Annotated in this window: 14 protein-coding genes; 6 read left to right on the plus strand and 8 right to left on the minus strand. The window is 31.6% G+C overall.

The features are described 5' to 3' along the window. Positions 1-95: 95 nt before the first annotated feature. The 3 genes from ACH5TX_RS08825 to ACH5TX_RS08835 are packed head-to-tail and all read left to right on the plus strand — an operon-like array spanning position 96 to position 2550. On the plus strand, positions 96-1154 hold the full coding sequence (locus ACH5TX_RS08825) for a 3-oxoacyl-ACP synthase III family protein (RefSeq protein WP_439339136.1): 1059 nt from the start codon (positions 96-98) through the stop codon (positions 1152-1154). Position 1155: 1 nt separating this feature from the next. After that, entirely contained in the window at positions 1156-1677 is a 522-nt protein-coding gene (locus tag ACH5TX_RS08830; protein WP_439339137.1) for a class I SAM-dependent methyltransferase, read from the plus strand. A gap of 24 nt (positions 1678-1701) precedes the next feature. Then, entirely contained in the window at positions 1702-2550 is an 849-nt protein-coding gene (locus ACH5TX_RS08835; protein WP_439339138.1) for a glycosyltransferase family 2 protein, read from the plus strand. 57 nt (positions 2551-2607) lie between these two features. Here the strand turns inward: ACH5TX_RS08835 and ACH5TX_RS08840 are convergent, their stop codons facing one another. Beyond that, a complete protein-coding gene (locus ACH5TX_RS08840) occupies positions 2608-3414 on the minus strand; it encodes a DNA/RNA non-specific endonuclease (RefSeq protein ID WP_439339139.1) in 807 nt (268 codons plus the stop codon). A gap of 4 nt (positions 3415-3418) precedes the next feature. After that, on the minus strand, positions 3419-5080 hold the full coding sequence (gene pafA / locus ACH5TX_RS08845) for an alkaline phosphatase PafA (protein WP_439339140.1): 1662 nt from the start codon (positions 5078-5080) through the stop codon (positions 3419-3421). Positions 5081-5188: 108 nt separating this feature from the next. Between pafA and ACH5TX_RS08850 the strand changes: the two genes are divergently transcribed. After that, entirely contained in the window at positions 5189-5926 is a 738-nt protein-coding gene (locus ACH5TX_RS08850) for an MlaE family ABC transporter permease (protein WP_439339141.1), read from the plus strand. Further along, entirely contained in the window at positions 5926-6693 is a 768-nt protein-coding gene (locus tag ACH5TX_RS08855; RefSeq protein WP_439339142.1) for an ABC transporter ATP-binding protein, read from the plus strand. The genes ACH5TX_RS08850 and ACH5TX_RS08855 overlap by 1 nt, the downstream gene beginning before the upstream one ends. Before the next feature lies 1 nt (position 6694). Here the strand turns inward: ACH5TX_RS08855 and ACH5TX_RS08860 are convergent, their stop codons facing one another. The 3 genes from ACH5TX_RS08860 to ACH5TX_RS08870 all read right to left on the minus strand — a co-directional run bounded on the left by ACH5TX_RS08860 (position 6695) and on the right by ACH5TX_RS08870 (position 9927). Then, complete coding sequence (locus ACH5TX_RS08860) at positions 6695-8161, minus strand: DUF389 domain-containing protein (protein WP_439339143.1); 1467 nt, start codon at positions 8159-8161, stop codon at positions 6695-6697. Positions 8162-8246: 85 nt separating this feature from the next. Then, entirely contained in the window at positions 8247-9326 is a 1080-nt protein-coding gene (locus tag ACH5TX_RS08865; RefSeq protein WP_439339144.1) for a mannose-1-phosphate guanylyltransferase, read from the minus strand. Next, entirely contained in the window at positions 9319-9927 is a 609-nt protein-coding gene (locus ACH5TX_RS08870) for a SprT-like domain-containing protein (protein WP_439339145.1), read from the minus strand. The genes ACH5TX_RS08865 and ACH5TX_RS08870 overlap by 8 nt, the downstream gene beginning before the upstream one ends. A gap of 290 nt (positions 9928-10217) precedes the next feature. On the opposite strand from ACH5TX_RS08870, the gene ACH5TX_RS08875 reads away from it, so the two are divergent. Beyond that, positions 10218-12722, plus strand: a complete 2505-nt coding sequence (locus ACH5TX_RS08875) for a pectate lyase family protein (protein ID WP_439339146.1) — start codon at positions 10218-10220, stop codon at positions 12720-12722. A gap of 99 nt (positions 12723-12821) precedes the next feature. On the opposite strand, the gene ACH5TX_RS08880 is transcribed toward ACH5TX_RS08875, so the two are convergent. The 3 genes from ACH5TX_RS08880 to ACH5TX_RS08890 form a co-directional block, all read right to left on the minus strand. After that, complete coding sequence (locus tag ACH5TX_RS08880; protein WP_439339147.1) at positions 12822-16031, minus strand: FIDD domain-containing protein; 3210 nt, start codon at positions 16029-16031, stop codon at positions 12822-12824. 76 nt (positions 16032-16107) lie between these two features. Then, positions 16108-16791 carry an SDR family NAD(P)-dependent oxidoreductase gene (locus ACH5TX_RS08885; RefSeq protein WP_439339148.1) on the minus strand — a complete coding sequence of 228 codons (684 nt, stop codon included), beginning with the start codon at positions 16789-16791 and terminating at the stop codon, positions 16108-16110. A gap of 93 nt (positions 16792-16884) precedes the next feature. Beyond that, a complete protein-coding gene (locus ACH5TX_RS08890) occupies positions 16885-18501 on the minus strand; it encodes a pyruvate dehydrogenase complex dihydrolipoamide acetyltransferase (protein WP_439339149.1) in 1617 nt (538 codons plus the stop codon). Between the last annotated feature and the right edge of the window lie 2 nt (positions 18502-18503).

Consider the following 18503-nt stretch of genomic DNA (forward strand, 5'->3'; position numbering starts at 1 on the left):
GTTGAACATCGTAAAATAAAGCCAAAAAATTCTGCCTTTAATTATAAAGTAAGTATCTTGCTGTTACTTTATAATTAAAGGCAATTTTTCTATATATGAATATCAAAATAACTGGCACAGGAAGCTATATCCCTGCCAATATCGAGAAGAATGAAGCGTTTTTCAATAATGAATTTTTAAATAGTGATGGATCTACAATCAATGCTCCAAATGAAACTATTGTAAGAAAGTTTAAAGCTATAACAGGCATTGAAGAAAGGCGTTATGCTAAAAATCATTTAAACACATCAGACTTAGCTTCTTTTGCAGCCGAAAAAGCTATTGAAGATGCTAAAATCAATCGTGAAGATTTAGATTATATTATTGTAGCACATAACTATGGAGATGTAAAATACGACAGTATTCAAAGTGATACCGTACCAAGTATAGCCTCTAGAGTAAAACATCTTTTAGGCATAAAAAGCCCAAAATGTGTAGCATACGATATTCTTTTTGGCTGCCCTGGTTGGGTTGAAGCCACTATTCAAGCAAATGCGTTTATAAAAGCAGGAATTGCTAAAAAATGTTTAGTTATTGGAGCAGAAACCTTATCTCGAATAATTGATCCACACGATAGAGACTCTATGATTTATAGTGATGGTGCTGGTGCCGTAATATTAGAATCTACAGATGAGGAAGGCGGTATACTAACTCATAATACTGCTACTTTTTCTTTTGATGAAGCACATTTTATATATTTTGGAGAAACTTATAAGCAAGAAACAAAAGAAGATCGTAGATATATAAAAATGTACGGTAGAAAAATTTACGAATTTGCTTTAACCAATGTACCTCTTGGTATGAAATCTGCACTTGACGAAAGTGGTATTGATATAAAAGACGTTAAAAAAATACTCATTCACCAAGCCAACGAAAAGATGGACGAGGCAATCGTAAAACGATTCTACGAGTTATTTAATCTTGAAATGCCTAAAGACATCATGCCAATGAGTATTGGTAAATTAGGGAATTCTAGCGTAGCAACGGTACCTACTCTATACGATTTAATATTAAAAGGTGATTTAGAAAGCCAAGAAATTAACAAAGGAGATGTTGTTATTTTTGCAAGTGTAGGAGCAGGAATGAATATAAATGCTATTGTTTACAAACAGTAATATGTACGAGAAAACATTTCCGAATAAACGATTCAAGCACACCATTCAGTTTTTACAAAAACACATTTCTAATTCTGAAACTATTTTAGATCTAGGAGTAACTAATCCTTTTTCTAAAATAATGAAAGAAAACGGATTTAATGTAGAAAACACCAAAGGTGAAGATTTAGATGAAGACACGTCAACTATAATAAATTCTGAAGCAGATGTAGTTACTGCTTTTGAAATTTTCGAACATTTATTGTCTCCCTATACGGTTTTAAAAGCTATTAAATCTGATAAGTTAGTAGCAAGTATTCCTCTTAAACTATGGTTTTCTTCTGCATATAGAAGTAAAACCGATATGCTCGACAGACATTATCACGAATTTGAAGACTGGCAGTTTGATTGGCTTTTAGAAAAAGCTGGTTGGAAAATTATTGACAGGCAAAAATGGACGAATCCAACAAAAAAAATAGGTATTCGACCTATTTTACGTTGGTTTACACCAAGATATTATATTGTATTTGCCGAAAGAGTTTAACTTTTAACAACTAAAATTTCAATCTTGAATTTCTACATTATTATTCCTGCTCACAACGAAGAAAGCTCAATAGGCTTAACAATAAATTCATTAGCAAATCAAACACATTTACCAAAACGTCTAGTAATTGTTAATGACAATTCCACTGACAAAACCGAAGATATAGTTGAAGCTTATTCGGTAAAACATACTTGGATTTCTTTAATTAACTCAAAATCATCAAACCAACATCTACCTGGTTCAAAAATAATTAATGCGTTTTACAAAGGCTATGAAACTTTAGACGACGACTATGATGTAATTTGTAAGTTTGATGCCGATTTAATTTTTCCTAATAATTATTTAGAAGTACTTTCTAATCATTTCAAAAAAAATGATAAGCTCGGTATGGCTTCTGGGTTTTGTTACATTGAAAAAAACGATAATTGGGTTTTAGAAAATTTAACCAATAAAGATCATATTCGAGGCGCATTAAAAGCTTATAAAAAAGAATGTTTTATTAAGATTGGAAAATTAAAACCATCTATGGGTTGGGACACGGTTGATGAGCTACTAGCTAAATTTTATGGCTGGAGCGTGCTAACTGATGAATCGTTACATGTTAAACACTTAAAACCTACTGGAATTTCATATAACAAAGCTTCTAAACACTTGCAGGGTGAAGCCATGTACAAAATGCGATATGGTTTTTTTATCACATTAATTTCTGCTTTAAAACTAGCTTATAAAAAAGGAAGTTTTTCCTTATTTAAAGATTATATAGCTGGTTACTTTAAGGCAAAAAAAGAAAAAATAACTTTTTTAGTTTCTGAAGAGGAAGGTAAATTCATTAGAAACTTACGCTGGAAAGGCATGCTTAATAAATTGAAATAACCAACAAAGTTTTACAGAAATATACTTCGACTACGTTCAGAAATACTAACAAAACTATTAAAAACTCCACCCCTTATAACTACTAGAAGCTTCTAATTTATTCTCAATATTATCATCTAATTCAGAAAAGAAATCAATTCCTGTTAGTTTTTCAATAGTATCTACTGGTACAACAAACTCATATAAAGGCTTCTTAGAATCATTATGAGGCATTAAAAAGGCTATCATTTTAGTTTTTCCAGAATTATTATCAATCAAAACTTTATAAAACTGATTTGGGACTGAAACATGTTCATCTCCAATAGTTTTTAAGTTATCTTTTAAAACACCTCCAGTAATTACAAAAACACCATCATATTTACTTGCCCAGTATCGCGTTTTTTGTTCTAAAGTATTCCAAATACCAGCATTAAATTGATGCTCTTGCGGACTAATATTACTCGTTAAAAAGGTTTCATCATGCGCAAATTCACTATAACGCCTATCGCCTGCAGGACATAAATGTCCGCGATCATAACCGGATTTTTTATAATTTCTCCAATCTGCGGCTCCTGTTTTTACTGCTTTATCAATTTCAAAATAAGGCCGTTTAAAGTTTGTTTTTGATAAATGTGATTTTTTTAACTCGTAAGCGACCCATTCAGCCTGCTCATGCGGTTCACTATAAGACAATGAATATCCTTCATGATGTACAATTTGCCCAGTTGTACTTGTTGGCAAAAAATATTCATTCGTATTCTTTTTTACCTGCTTTCCTTCTGTAACAATTTCAGCCTGCTCTTCTTCATTTAAAAAATAGTCATAGCCATAAACTCCTAAAAGAATTAAGACTGCAATAAGTGAGTATAAAGATTTTTTATTCAAATTATTACTCTAAAACAAATTCTAAAGGTTCGCCTGTAGTGCCGTTAGGAAAACTTATTCCTAAATATGCTGAAATTGTTGGAGCAATATCTGTGATTTTAGTTTTCTTAAAAGTCTCACCATGTTTAATACCTTTTCCGAAAAATAAAAGCGGTACATGCGTATCGTAATTTAAACCAGAACCATGTGTTGACCCTGTTCTACTGTAAGAAATAAAGGCAGGATCATAAACAAAAATCACATCACCAGAACGTTTTTGATTAAATCCGTTTTGCAATAAAGCTTCAATACCTGTATTAAATGATGTTGAACTCATTGATGTAGCCGTATACGCTTTATCTATGTTATTATAATTAATAATTTCATTAACAATAGCTTCTTGTACATCATCTAAATCTAGATCTAATGCTTTTATTTTTTCTCTATTCAAAAAGATTTGGTTATTACTTACATTTTCAATTAAATCTGTAGCACTATATTTAGTACTCATAAATTCATTTAACTTTGCTTTTTGTTCCTTAGTATCTATATAACCGGCTGGTATTTTTACACTTTGCAAATAAGCAGGCACATTTACAGCGGCATGATCTGCTGTTAAAAATACGGTGTATTCACCTTTACCAACTTTACTATCTAAAGCATTAAATAAACGCTCTAAATCTTTATCTAAACGAATATAAGTATCTTCTATTTCTTTAGAATTTACACCAAATTTATGTCCAACATAATCTGTAGAAGAAAAGCTTACAGTCAACACGTCTGTTATAGCATCTTGCCCTAAATGCTCGCCACTTAAAGCTGCAATAGCAAAATCGGCAACAATACTATTTCCATAAGGTGTTGCTTTTATAATATCAAAACCACTATTTTGATCTTTTAGAGCTTTTAAATCATAAGGAAATGTTGCAGTTTCTTTACCTTTAAATGTTCCTTCAAAATTATTTAAATCGCTACCACTTTCTATATAAATAGACATGTCATATAAAGTATTCCAAGGTTTTAAATATGACTCAGCAATATCCGACTTATTAAAATCTTTCACCCATTTAGGCAAACGCTCAAAATAATAGGTACTTGAAACAAAGTGTCCTTCATTTTTTCCTCTAAACCAATATGCCGCATTTGCAGTATGTCCAGCAGGTAAAATAGCACCTCTTTCTTTTATTGAAATGCCAATAGTTTTTCCTTGCATTTGGGTAAACAATCTGTTTTCATCAGCAAATGTTGTTGTTTTCATTCTATGAGGCGACATACGCTCTGATTCAGAATCTGTTCCCACAGCTTTAACTGAAGCATCACCCGCGCAATAAACCATCTTTTTTTGTTCCTTATCGTACCAATCGTTGGCTATAACGCCATGGTATTTTGGTGTAGTTCCTGTAAAAATTGAAGTATGTCCAGGCCCTGTTTTAGTAGGCACATAATTAAATTGATTATTTTTACAATTAAAACCTTCATTAATCATACGTTTAAATCCACCTTCACCATACTTTGTATAAAAGCGCGTTAAATAGTCGTAACGCATCTGATCTACAACAATCCCAACTACTAATTTGGTATTTGTTTTATCTTGATTTAATGATTTTAACTTACCTGATGCTACTTGCGCTTTTGAAGAGATACTGAATACTAATAACAATAAAATTATTCCTATTTTTTTTGACATAACTGTTTTTCTTATGAAAATCAAAAATACAGATTTAATAACATCATAATTTAAAATTAAAGTTAAATAACATTAACTTTTTTTTACTTTAGCATTTCAAATTTGAATATGAATTACCTAAAAAACATAGGAGCTTATTTTTTAATGATTGCCGAAATGTTTCGCAAGCCTACCAAGTGGAGTGTTATGAAACAACTAATCTTAAAAGATATTGATGACTTAATTATAGGCTCTCTTGGTATTATTGCTTTCATTTCTTTTTTTGTAGGAGGTGTTATAACAATACAAACCGCTTTAAATATAGAAAGCCCTTTAATTCCTAAATACTTAGTAGGTTTTGCTACAAGGCAATCGGTTATTTTAGAATTCGCACCAACCTTTACCTCTATTATTATGGCAGGTAAAGTAGGCTCGTTTATTACTTCTAGCATTGGAACCATGCGTGTTACAGAACAAATTGATGCACTAGAAGTAATGGGAATAAATTCGCTTAACTATTTAGTTTTCCCAAAAACCATAGCATTAATGCTATACCCTTTTGCTATTGCCATAGGAATGTTTTTAGGAATTCTGGGAGGTATGGCTGCCTGTGTTTTTGGAGAATACTCAACACTAGCAGATTATATTACTGGTATTCAAACAGATTTTGATGGCTTTCATGTAATATATGCTTTTATAAAAACATTTGTTTTTGCCTTTATACTAGCTACAATCCCTTCTTTTCACGGATATTATATGAAAGGTGGCGCACTAGAAGTTGGTAAAGCAAGTACAACTGCTTTTGTTTGGACTGCTGTTGTTATTATTTTATTAAATTATTTATTAACCGATATGATGTTAGGCTAATGATAGAGGTTAAAGATTTACATAAATCGTTTGGTGATGCCCATATTTTAAAAGGTATAAGCACGACGTTTGAAAAAGGAAAAACAAACTTAATTATAGGACAAAGTGGCTCTGGAAAAACTGTTTTCCTAAAGTGCTTACTTGGTTTATTTGAATATGAAGAAGGCTCTATAGCTTACGATGGTAAAATTTTTTCTAATCTATCTGAAGACGAAAAACGTAATCTTCGAGCAGAAATAGGCATGGTATTTCAAGGAAGCGCTTTATTTGATTCGATGACCATTGCTGAAAATGTGATGTTTCCTCTACAGATGTTTACTAAAATGAGTAAAAGCGAAATGCAAGACCGGGTAGATTTTGTTTTGAATCGTGTACACCTTGAAAATGCACACAACAAAATGCCTAGTGAAGCTTCTGGAGGTATGCAAAAACGGGTTGCTATTGCACGAGCTATTGTAAACAATCCTAAATATTTATTTTGTGATGAACCAAATTCTGGTTTAGATCCAAAAACAGCGATTGTAATTGATAATTTAATTCAGGAAATCACAGATGAATATCAAATTATCACAGTCATCAATTCTCATGACATGAATTCTGTAATGGAAATTGGTGAAAAAATTGTGTTTTTAAAGAACGGTTTAAAAGCTTGGGAAGGCTCAAACAAAACCATTTTCAAAACAGATAATGAAGTGGTTACCGATTTTGTTTACTCTTCTGAACTGATGAAAAAAGTACGTAAAATGTATATTGAAGAGAAATCGTAAATTAATTTCTCTTCACTCTTATTTTTTCAGTTTTTAGTTCTTGTTTCAACCACAATATTAATTCCCCTTCTTTAACCGAAACAATACTATCATTCAATGACGTTTTCCATTTTACATTAGCGATTGTTAATGTATCTACTTTAATAAAATCATTTGATTCTAACATTTTAGCATATCCAAAATATTCTAAATCGTTAAACCTTATTTTAGCATCTTTTGCTAAGGCAGAAAAAGCAATTCCTCCAGAAGTATTATGAGCTTCTAGTTGCTTATTAAGCCCCAATATATTTTCCTGTAATTCGCTTATTTCTTTTTGCAATCCAGAAATCACATTGTCTTTTTTATCAAGTTCTGAAATAGCCCTATCATAAGCATCAGAAATTTTATCAAAGCTTCTATTCTTATTTCCACTTATATCTAAACTAAAATCACTAATCTTATCATAGCCTTTTAATTCATTGCGCAAATCAGTTTCCGTAGCTTCAGTAATTTCTCCATTAAAGTAAAGTGTAATTTTTTTATCTTCTGTGTTTAGTGTTCCATTTTGAAGCCAAAGTTCATTATTAGATTTAATTTCATATGCTATAAAATTGTTATAATCATTTTCAAAACCACTATTTTTTAATACTCTTAAAAAAGTAATCGTTGGATAAATCATTACTAAAAAAGCTACCAAACCTGCAAATCTTGCTATACGTCTTCTCTTAGCAGAATTGGCATACTTAAGCATTGGAAACCTAAGAACTTTTAGCACAATAAATGTAGCTAAAGCAATAAATATGGTATTAATAGTAAACAAATTCATGGCTCCTAAAAAATACCCCCAATTTCCATTTGCTAAACCATAACCAGCTGTACATAACGGAGGCATTAAAGCTGTAGCAATAGCCACTCCAAAAATAACTGAAGCAATAGTTCCTTTTTTAGTACGTGCTATAATTAATGCCAAACCACCAAAAAAGGCTATTAACACATCTCGAATATCTGGTTTTACTCGACCCAACAATTCAGAAGTTTCTTGACTTCCTAGAGGAAAAAATTCAAAAAACAAATATGCCGTTAATAAACTTAGCACTATCATGGTTGCTAAGTTTATGAGCGATTTTCTTAAAGTGTCTATATCATTAATGGCAATGGACATTCCAATCCCTAAGATTGGCCCCATTAAAGGAGAAATTAACATGGCTCCAATTACTACTGCTGTAGAATCTGCATTTAAACCGACAGAAGCGACAAAAATAGAACATATTAAAATCCAAGCTGTTGCGCCTTTAAAAGAAATATCGTCTTTTATAGCTGTTATAGTTGCATCTCTATCTGTATCATCTCTAAAATCTAGAAGTTCACTTAAAAACTGCTTTAAACTCTGAAAAAGTCCTTTAGCATCTTGTTTTACTGCTTCTTTTGATTGTTCAACTGAAGCTTCCTTTTTTTCTTCTTCTGAAAAACTAAACTTACTTTCTTCCATAATATAATTGTTGCCTCTAAAACACTAATATAAATTAATTTAGGTAAATCCTCCTAAAAACATTTTAACGACAAATACTTATAATCTAACCGTAATGCTCTCCAAATTTATCTTTAACTTTTTGAAGTACTTTTTTAATATCTTGCTCTTTTGTTTTTGGATAGATTAATAACACCTCATCTTTATCAACAATAATATAATCATTCAAACCATCAACAACTACAATTTTATCACCTTTGGTGCGTATCATATTACCCGCAGCATCCTCGGTTAATGTTCTTGAATTAACAACAGCATTTCCGTTTTCATCTTTATCTAATTTATCATATAAACTGCCCCAAGTACCTAAATCGTTCCAATCAAATTCTGCAGCAATTACATAAACATTTTTTGAAGTTTCCATTATTGCATAATCTACCGAAATATTTTCTGCCTTAGGATAATTTTCTTTTATAAAATCTGCTTCTAAACTTGTATTATAAGAACTAATACCAGATTCAAATAACGCATATAAGTCGGGTTGATTCTTTTTAAAAACATCAACTACAGTTTTAACACTCCACATAAAAATACCAGCATTCCATAAAAAATTCCCCTGTTCAATAAATAATTTCGCAGTATCATAATCTGGTTTTTCTCTAAATTGATTTACAGCTTTTATAGCATCAGACGATTGCTTGTCATACTCAATATAACCATAACCCGTATTAGGAAATGTTGGTTGAATACCAAGTGTCATCAATGCGTTGTTTTCAGAACAAAAATCAAAAGCTTGTTGTACATTTTTTGAAAACGTAACTTCATCTTCAATCCAATGATCACTTGGCGCGACTATCATTACTGCATCCGGATTTTCTTTTTGAATTTTTAAAGATGCATATAATATACATGGTGCTGTATTTCGCATAGCAGGTTCTAAAACTACTTGCCTTTGTTCTACCTCTGGTAGCTGTTCTAGAACTAAATCATTATAACGCTCATTAGTTAATATAAAAATATTTTCCTTTGGAATTAAATGCGTAAGTCTTTTAAACGTTTTCTGAATTAACGTGTCTCCTGTTCCTAACATATCATGGAACTGCTTAGGAAAATCCTGTGTGCTAACTGGCCAAAATCTTGAACCAACTCCACCTGCCATTAGTATGGCATAATAATTTTTATTCATTGTTATTATTGATTAATTCAACTTCTGCGTTTGGATTAAAAAGGTATATTTTGCCTGATGCTACTTCAACACATTCAAAACGTTTTGTTCTTTTTTCTCCTCTTATAAATATTTTACTGTTATATAATTTAAAAGTATGACCTAAAGGTACTTCAAAAATATAAGTTTTACCATTGGGTTCGTCAAATTGCTTTAATGCTAAGGCCAATGGTGCATCAGAATCGCTAGATGCCTTTGGGTTTTTAAAATGTTTAGCGAGAAGAGGTAATATATGGTTTGGAAAAATTTCGGGGTTTAAAAATGGCAACATTAAGTGCTGAAATGTTCTTTTCCATTCTATACCGTGTGGCTTTATAGATCTGCCAAAAAATTTATAAGCTTCGAAATGAGCTATTTCATGAATAAGAGTTATTAAAAATCTATATTCATTTAAATTTGAATTTATAGTTATTTGATGCTTATTATTTGGTAACTGCTTATAATCACCATGACGTGTTTTTCTTTCGTTCTTAATTTTAACAACCAAATTATCATGCTCTAATAATTTTAAAATTTGAGGTATTGCTTTGGATGAGATAAAACTTTCTAACGTGCTTTCCATTAAAACAAAAATACTTCATTATTATAAAGAAAACATTCTAATCGTTAATAATTATCTTTCATATTCGTTAAAAATCACTAAAAAAAACAATTAATTATAACAAAAAACTACTTAACAAACAATTACAACTTGTAACTTTTATCGTTCAAATACATATTCATATCGTTTTACTAAAATTTCTATTAATAATAATAATAATTTGTATATTTTTATGCAATCGATTACATTTTTATTTTAACTATTGTAATGGATATATAATTATACAATAAACTAAAAAACCCAAAAATAAGATGCTAAAAAAATTAACATTTTCAACATTTTTCTTATTAGTCTCAGTTATTGCCTTAGCTCAAACTGTTACAATTAATGATTCTGGAAGCTGGTTAGAAACTGCTTATGTAAAATGGCAACCAGTTACTGGAGCCGAAAGTTACAACGTATATTATACAGGAGAAGGTATAACAAATCAAAAAATAGACTCTCAGCTTATTCGTTGCTATGAAGGTTATTTTCGTGCAGACATATTAGGACTTAAAGCTGGATCCTATAGTATATCTGTAACACCAGTTATTGGAGGCACTGAAGGAACTCCTAGCGTCACAGATGCTATTTCAGTCTTAGCACATGACAGAACTGGCTTTGCTTTTAGTAAAGGTAGAATACCTGGTGCATACAATTTAGATGGTACACCTAAATCTAACGCTGTAATATTATATATAACTGAAGAATCTAAAGACACAATTGAACTTACTGTTACTGGTGCCAATGCTAACCCATGCATTGGTTTAGAAACCATTTTAGAAGGTTTTAAAAAAGGGAAAGATAACAGACCTCTTATTATAAGACTTATTGGTCAGATAACAGATTTAGCCTATATGAGTAAAGGTGATATTGTCTTAGAGAACAGCAATAACATAAACGGCTCTATTACACTTGAAGGTGTAGGTGATGATGCCGTAGCTGATGGATGGGGAATTAGAGTTAAAAATGCATCGAATATTGAAATTCGTAATATTGGCACCATGAATTGCGACAGTGATGAAGGAGATAATATTGGGTTGCAACAAAACAACGATCATGTTTGGGTTCATAATGTCGATTTCTTTTATGGTAATGCTGGAGGCGATTCCGATCAATCTAAAGGAGACGGTGCTTTAGATTGTAAAAAATCAACCTATGTTACGTTTTCATATAATCACTTCTGGGATTCTGGAAAATCTAATCTTCTCGGACTTAGCGAAGGCAACGTTCCTGATTTGTATATAACATACCACCATAACTGGTATGACCACTCTGATTCTCGTCACCCAAGAGTACGTTTCTATTCTGCTCACGTTTATAACAACTATTATGATGGTAATTCTAAATATGGTGTAGGATCTACATTAGGTTCTTCTGTTTTTGTAGAAAACAATTATTTCCGTAATTGTAAATATCCTATTCTTACCTCAATGCAAGGTTCTGATGTATATGATGAAAATAGCGGAACAAATGATTATAATGACAATCCAACTTTTTCAAAAGAAAATGGTGGTACTATAAAAGCTTTTGGTAATTATATTGAAGGGGCAAGACGATTTGTACCTTATGGAGATACTGGGTTCCCTAATTCGACTGTAGATTTTGATGCGTATGTTGCTTCAACAAGAAATGAAACGATTAACAGTAGTATAACTTCTGCTTTTGGCTCAAATACATATAATAATTTTGACACCGATTCTTCAGTCATGTATACTTATACTCCAGACAGTCCTGAAGAGGCAAAGAACAATGTAATGCAATATGCAGGACGAATGAATGGAGGTGATTTTGATTGGACTTTTGACCAACCTAACGATGATGCGTCTTATGCTGTAAATGCAGCACTTAAAACGGCGCTTACGAGCTATACAACAGGTCTTCTTTGTGTACAAGGAGAAAGTGAACCACCTAGTAGCCAAACATTAACAATTACTACGACAAATAACGATCAAACTGTACAAGAGGGAAATGCAATTGATTCTATTATATTTACTTGGGGTGGTGATGCAACAGATGCTAATATTTCAGACTTGATTGGATCTGGGCTAAGTTCGATAAAAGATATTCCAAATAAAACAATCACTATTTCGGGAATACCAACAGAGACTATTTCATATTCAGTTACTACATCTGGAACTGCAGGAACACCGGTAACTCAATATGGAACCATTACAGTAGGTGTAGTAGTCACAGGCGACCGAATACATGATTTTACTGAATCTGGAATGAATAGCACTTTCTATTCTATTACAGGAAACCTATCAACATCAAAAGGGACCGTAAACTATAACGGACTTACTTTAACACAATGTTTAAAAATTGAATCAATTACAAATATTTCGTTCACAACTACAAGTGAGTCAACATTAACACTGGTTTTTAACGAAGGTTTTTCTGGAGCAATTAAAATTAATGGAACAAGCCACAATATTAGTAACGGACTTCTCTCTCTTACAATAGCAGCTGATTCTTATGTAATTACTAAAGATGTTACTGCCAATCTTTATTATATGAGTGTAACAAATTCGTTAGGTCTTGATAATTTGAAAGCAACAAAACTAATACTACATCCAAACCCAGTTACAAATACGTTACACCTTTCTTCAAAATCTAAAATAGAAAAAGTTGAGATTTATAGTTTATTAGGTGTTTTTGTTAAAAAGATAGAAGACCATATTGAAACAATAGATATGAGTCACTTAAGCAAAGGCAGCTATTTAATAAAAGCCTATACTAATCAAGGTGTAGTAAATAAAATTATTATTAAGGAATAGATTTAAAATAACATAAAAAAGAATAGTCTTGTTTTTTCAAGACTATTCTTTTTTTAACTTAATTAAAATACATAAAGCAAAACTGTATTTATTAACAGACTATCTCTTTAAAGAAAAATGACCATTGAATTTAGTATTTTCGTCTAATTCTACAGAAAACCAATAATCATCAGATGCCATATTCCTTCCGACAAAAGTACCGTCCCAACCATGACTATTAGGGTTAATTTGTTTTAAAAGTTTTCCATACCTATCATAGATATAAATTATTGCATTAGGATATTTTGTTATACCTTTTATTTGCCATGAATCATTTATACCATCATTATTCGGTGTAAAATATTTCGGGTAATCAATTACTGTTACTTCATAAGAGTCTTCGCCACATCCCATTTTATCTCTTACTAATACTGTATAAACACCTCCTAAAATATTTTCAAAAACAGGACTACTCTGATAGTTTTTTCCATCTATAGAATATTCAAAATCTCCATCACCTAAAGCGATAATCTCTATATAATTATCATCTGACAATTCTTTGTATTTAACATCTGTAATCTTTGGCAAAACAGAACGTATTAATTCAAAATTGAAACTATTTTCACAATAAATACCATTTTTATTTTCACCAACTGTAAGTATATAATCTCCAGCATTCACTAATTTAGCTTCGTAAGTATTTGAAACTATGCTACCATCCTGATATTCCCATACATAATTATCAAATTCATTTTCTACACTAACATATTGAAAAGGCTCTAGATTACATAAAAAATAAGTTTCATCAATTTCTACCTTAGGCAATTCATTTACAACCAAATCAAAACTTGTTTCATTATAACATAAACTATTCAATTCATTTTCAACTCTTACAAAAATTGTTTGATTCCATGCTTCAGTATTTTGAAAAGAAGTAGGTAATGGACTAGACAATTCTATTCCATTAGCATCAAAATACATAACATCTAAATCATTCTGACTACCAATAATTTCAAATTCAATATCAGAAGTATCAAAGTTTGAAAAACCACCTCCCAAATCACAACTATAAAGTGCTTCTGGTTTACTAATTTGAGGCTGTGAAGCTGTATTTAAAACCAACTGCGTTTCTGCATAACAGGTCGTTAAAAAGTTTGTTACTCTAACTGTAATTGTTTCTTGATTTACAATTGAATTTGTATAAGGGGTAGGTAATGGGGTTGGTAATAAATTTCCACTAGAATTAAAATAAGATACGTCCATTCCAGTTTGATTCGCCAACACTTCCGATTCAACATTTGAAGTATCAAAATATTCAGAAATTCCATCATTATTGTCATCACATCCTATTAATGGTGTTAAAATATTTGCTACTGGCAATGGACTCACAATTAATTTAAATATTGTTTCATTATAACAATCTGTATCAGTATTAATAACACGTATAGTAATTGTTTCTTCATTAACAATTGAATTATTAATTGCATCTAAAGGCTCTTGTATTTGCTGCCCATTTTCGTAGTAAAAATCAACTTCCAAATTAGTTTCTACTCCAATAATATCAGCTTCTATTTGTTGCAAATTAAAGGTTACAAAGCCATCTAAATCGTCATCACACAGAGTTAAATTATCAACACTCGTTAAATCAGGCATAGGATTTACAATTAAATCAAAACTGGTTTCAGAATAGCAACATGGATTATTACTGTGAGCAACCCGAACTGTAATAGTCTCTCTATTTTTTACTGAATTAGTAAATGGATTAGGTAAATTATCATATTCATTACCAGAACCATCAATATATTTAACCACCTTATCTGTTTGACCTCCTAGAATTTGTTGTTCAACTGTAGCTACATTAAAAGATGAAGAATACCCTGTACTAAAATTATCTTCACAAGCATATATATTATCAATGCCATATACATTTGGAGGTTCTTTAACATCAATGGTTTCAGTTAAAACCTCAACACTTCCATCTTTACCTGTAACGGTTGCAGTAATTGTATATGCTCCATCTACTGAAAAATCGTGAAAAGGTGATATATCTGTAGATGTATTATCTATACCTGAAGCAGGATCTCCAAAATTCCATACTACAGAAGCTACATCTTCCTCTTTTTCTACACTAAATTCTTTTAAAAACTCAGAACAAATGTTTGAAATATTCATTTCAAAATTATTTGTAACGTGATTGACGTTTCCCGTTACATTTATGTAATAATTTAAGTTTACAGATTGATATGGTGCAAAAAGCCCATTACTTAACCATGAAACATCATTACCAAACTCGGTCCCTGCTATAAATGATGCAGAATAACCAGAACTAGGTAAATGAAATACTTCTATAAGTATACGATTTACATCTTTTGAAACAATTACTGGATTTTCAAAATCGATATTAAATGTTATTGGATTAATTCGGTCACTATGAGAAGGTAGACTTATAACCTGACTACTGCCTATTAAATCAAGAATAGAAAATGAAGTTGGAAAATCCGAATCAATTTTATATATATTGAATTGTATTCTAACATCCCAGGCTCCTATTCCTGAAAAGGCTACTTGTCCATTGTTAATTATAAATTCCTCATTATTTGTAACTCCAAAATCTTCTAGAACAAAAGTTCTTGAATATTTGATACTCCCTCCTGTACGACCAAACTGATTTATCCAAATTGGTCGACCACATAAATTATGAGTTAATGTTGTTTGTGAACCAGAGATTGATTTGTCTAATACCTCTCCTGTTACATTTATATAAAAATTAGCATTGTGAACTGGGTTATTAAGATTTGTAGTTTTTGTATATTTATAATATTCTCTACATCCGTAATACCAAGAATCTGCATTATCTTCTTGTGTTCCCGCAATAACTATTTGTGCTGAATTTGGATTATAATAATCCACACTTTTACCTGCTACAACTAATATTCTTTCAACTCCAGCAGGAACAACAATAGGATAAGCGAAATCAATATTGAAAATTTGCGGAAGCCCATTTAGTTTAGGTATTCTTTTATACCCACCACCTCCCAAATAAACAGGATTAGAATCCGGGAAATTTGAATCTATTCTATAAACACTAATTCCTACAGAAGCTCCATCATAAGATTTGCTAATAGCAACTTGGCCTGATTTTATAATAAATTGCTCTGCGCTAGATATACCAAATTCAGAAAGAGAAAACACGCGTGCCCATGCTTCATCTTCTTCACAAGAAGGCATACCTGTATCTATAGGAGTATTTCCAACATTATGTGTTAAAGTTATTTGAGCAGTTAAACAAAGGCTAAATAAAAAAAATAAAAACGAAAGAATACTCTTCATTTAGCTAAAATAGAAAAAGCATTTAAACTATTTGTTTTTTTCTATTATTTAAGACTGAAAAACAACTATAAACTTTTTAAGGCGTAGAACTAGAAACCTGTAGCATTTTTCCATTATAATATTTATTCCCATTTAGAGAAAAATCAAAAATATACTGTGCCATTTCTAAAGCAGTGGTTGGTGCTTTATAACCTGGAAAGGCTTCTTCCAACATTTCAGTTTGAACAGCACCTAGAGCTAATACATTAAATGACACATTAGAATCTTTATATTCTTCTGCTAGTAATTCGGTTAAAGTAATCACTGCCGCTTTACTAGAACTATATGCTGCTAAACCAGGGAATTTCATACTACCTTGAACACCGCCCATAGAGCTTATAGTGACTACATGACTTTTCTCTTTCATAAAAGGCAATACAATACGAGTTAACTCGGCAACTCCAAATACATTTGTTTTATAAACCGCTTCAAAATCATCCATTGTAATTTCAGCAAAAGGCTTATTCACCAACATACCTGCATTATTAATCAAAACATCTACTTGTTTCCAATTTTGATTTATAAATTCTTCAACTTTAGTATAATTACTACTATTAGCTAAATCAAAAGAAAATGTGGTAACATTATCTAATTTCAAATTTTCAATAGGCTTTTCATTCCGCGAAAGCGCTAAAACGTTATGCCCTGCTTTTGAGAAAAGCTGAACTAACTCAAAACCTATACCTCTACTTGTTCCTGTAATTATAATATTTTTACTCATCTAATGATTTTAAAAATTTAAAGATAAAAAAAACCTGCTTCAAATGAATGAAACAGGTTTATATTATAAAATTCCTGAATAAGCAGGGGTTTATTATACTAACATTGTCACTGGATTCTCAATATATCCCTTTAATGTTTGAAGGAATTGAGCTCCTGTTGCTCCGTCAACAGTTCTGTGATCACAAGCTAAAGACAATTTCATGGTATTACCAACAACTATTTGTCCGTTTTTAACCACTGGTTTTTCAACAATATTTCCAACAGAAAGAATTGCTGAATTAGGTTGGTTAATAATAGATGTAAATGTATCTATACCAAACATACCTAAGTTAGAAACTGTAAATGTACTACCTTCCATTTCTGCAGGAGTTAGTTTTTTATTTTTAGCTTTACCTGCTAAATCTCTAACTTCTGCACCAATTTGTTGTAACGATTGCTCGTTTGCAAATTTTACTACTGGTACTACTAAGCCGTCTGGAACAGCTACTGCAACACCAATATGCACATGGTTATTTAAACGCATTTTATCTGCAAACCATTGTGAATTTACTTGTGGATGTTGTTTTAATGCTAAAGCACATGCCTTAACAACAATATCGTTATAAGATATTTTAGTATCAGGAACCGTATTAAATTGTGTACGGAATGCTATGGCATTTTCCATATCAAACTCAACACTTAAATAATAGTGTGGTGCTGTGAATTTAGAGTTTGTTAATGCTTTAGCAATAGCTTTACGCATTTGCGAATTAGTTACATCTTCAAAATCTTCTTGTCCTGTTGGTACAAATTTACCAACTGACGCTCCTCCTGCTTGCACAGGAACAAAATTCTCAACATCACTTTTTACTATTCGTCCATTTTCACCAGAACCTTGAACTTGAGTTAAGTTAATTCCTTTTTCTTCAGCTATCTTTTTTGCTAAAGGCGATACAAATAATCGTCCACCATTAGCTGTAACTGGTGTTGGTGCTGGAGCACTTGCTTTTGGAGCAGCTACAGGAGCTGCTTTCGGTGCTTCTTGTTTTGTTTCAACTTTAGGAGCTTCCTCTTTTTTAGTAGGTACACTAGAAAAATTAGCTGCAACTCCAGAAACATCTGTTCCTGCAGGTCCAATTATAGCTAATAATGCATCTACTTTTGCCGATTCTCCTTCTTGTAATCCTATTTCTAATAAAGTTCCAGATTGAAATGACTCAAACTCCATAGTAGCCTTGTCAGTTTCAATTTCAGCTAGAATGTCACCTTCATCTACATTATCTCCAACTTTTTTAAGCCATGTTGCAACCGTACCTTCTTCCATGGTATCACTTAAACGTGGCATTGTAACAACTATAACACCTTCAGGTAATTCTTGAGCTGGTGTATCAGTACTTTTTTCTTCAACTTCTTTAGCAGGTTCTGCAACTTCTTCTTTCGCTTCCGCGGAAGCGCTAGCTCCTCCATTTAATAAAGCAGAAATATCTTCACCTTCATCACCAATAATGGCTAAAAGCTCATCTACTTTAGTTGTTTCACCTTCTTGAACACCAATATGAAGCAAAGTTCCTTCATTGAAAGACTCAAACTCCATAGTTGCTTTATCTGTTTCAATTTCAGCTAAAATATCACCTTCTTCAATCTTGTCTCCAACTTTCTTTAACCAAGCTGCAACAGTTCCTTCTTCCATTGTGTCGCTTAAACGCGGCATATTTACTACTATAGCCATAG

The sequence above is a fragment of the Thalassobellus citreus genome (assembly GCF_044385915.1).
Taxonomy (GTDB): domain Bacteria; phylum Bacteroidota; class Bacteroidia; order Flavobacteriales; family Flavobacteriaceae; genus Thalassobellus; species Thalassobellus citreus.

Bases quoted from the DNA above. Each gene is read 5' to 3' on its own strand.
- ACH5TX_RS08870 (WP_439339145.1), bottom strand. From the start codon at position 9,927: ATGGAAAGCACGTTAGAAAGTTTTATCTCATCCAAAGCAATACCTCAA.
- pafA (WP_439339140.1), bottom strand. From the start codon at position 5,080: ATGTCAAAAAAAATAGGAATAATTTTATTGTTATTAGTATTCAGTATC.
- ACH5TX_RS08890 (WP_439339149.1), bottom strand. From the start codon at position 18,501: ATGGCTATAGTAGTAAATATGCCGCGTTTAAGCGACACAATGGAAGAA.
- ACH5TX_RS08865 (WP_439339144.1), bottom strand. From the start codon at position 9,326: ATGAATAAAAATTATTATGCCATACTAATGGCAGGTGGAGTTGGTTCA.
- ACH5TX_RS08875 (WP_439339146.1), top strand. From the start codon at position 10,218: ATGCTAAAAAAATTAACATTTTCAACATTTTTCTTATTAGTCTCAGTT.
- ACH5TX_RS08850 (WP_439339141.1), top strand. From the start codon at position 5,189: ATGAATTACCTAAAAAACATAGGAGCTTATTTTTTAATGATTGCCGAA.
- ACH5TX_RS08885 (WP_439339148.1), bottom strand. From the start codon at position 16,791: ATGAGTAAAAATATTATAATTACAGGAACAAGTAGAGGTATAGGTTTT.
- ACH5TX_RS08855 (WP_439339142.1), top strand. From the start codon at position 5,926: ATGATAGAGGTTAAAGATTTACATAAATCGTTTGGTGATGCCCATATT.
- ACH5TX_RS08825 (WP_439339136.1), top strand. From the start codon at position 96: ATGAATATCAAAATAACTGGCACAGGAAGCTATATCCCTGCCAATATC.
- ACH5TX_RS08860 (WP_439339143.1), bottom strand. From the start codon at position 8,161: ATGGAAGAAAGTAAGTTTAGTTTTTCAGAAGAAGAAAAAAAGGAAGCT.
- ACH5TX_RS08880 (WP_439339147.1), bottom strand. From the start codon at position 16,031: ATGAAGAGTATTCTTTCGTTTTTATTTTTTTTATTTAGCCTTTGTTTA.
- ACH5TX_RS08830 (WP_439339137.1), top strand. From the start codon at position 1,156: ATGTACGAGAAAACATTTCCGAATAAACGATTCAAGCACACCATTCAG.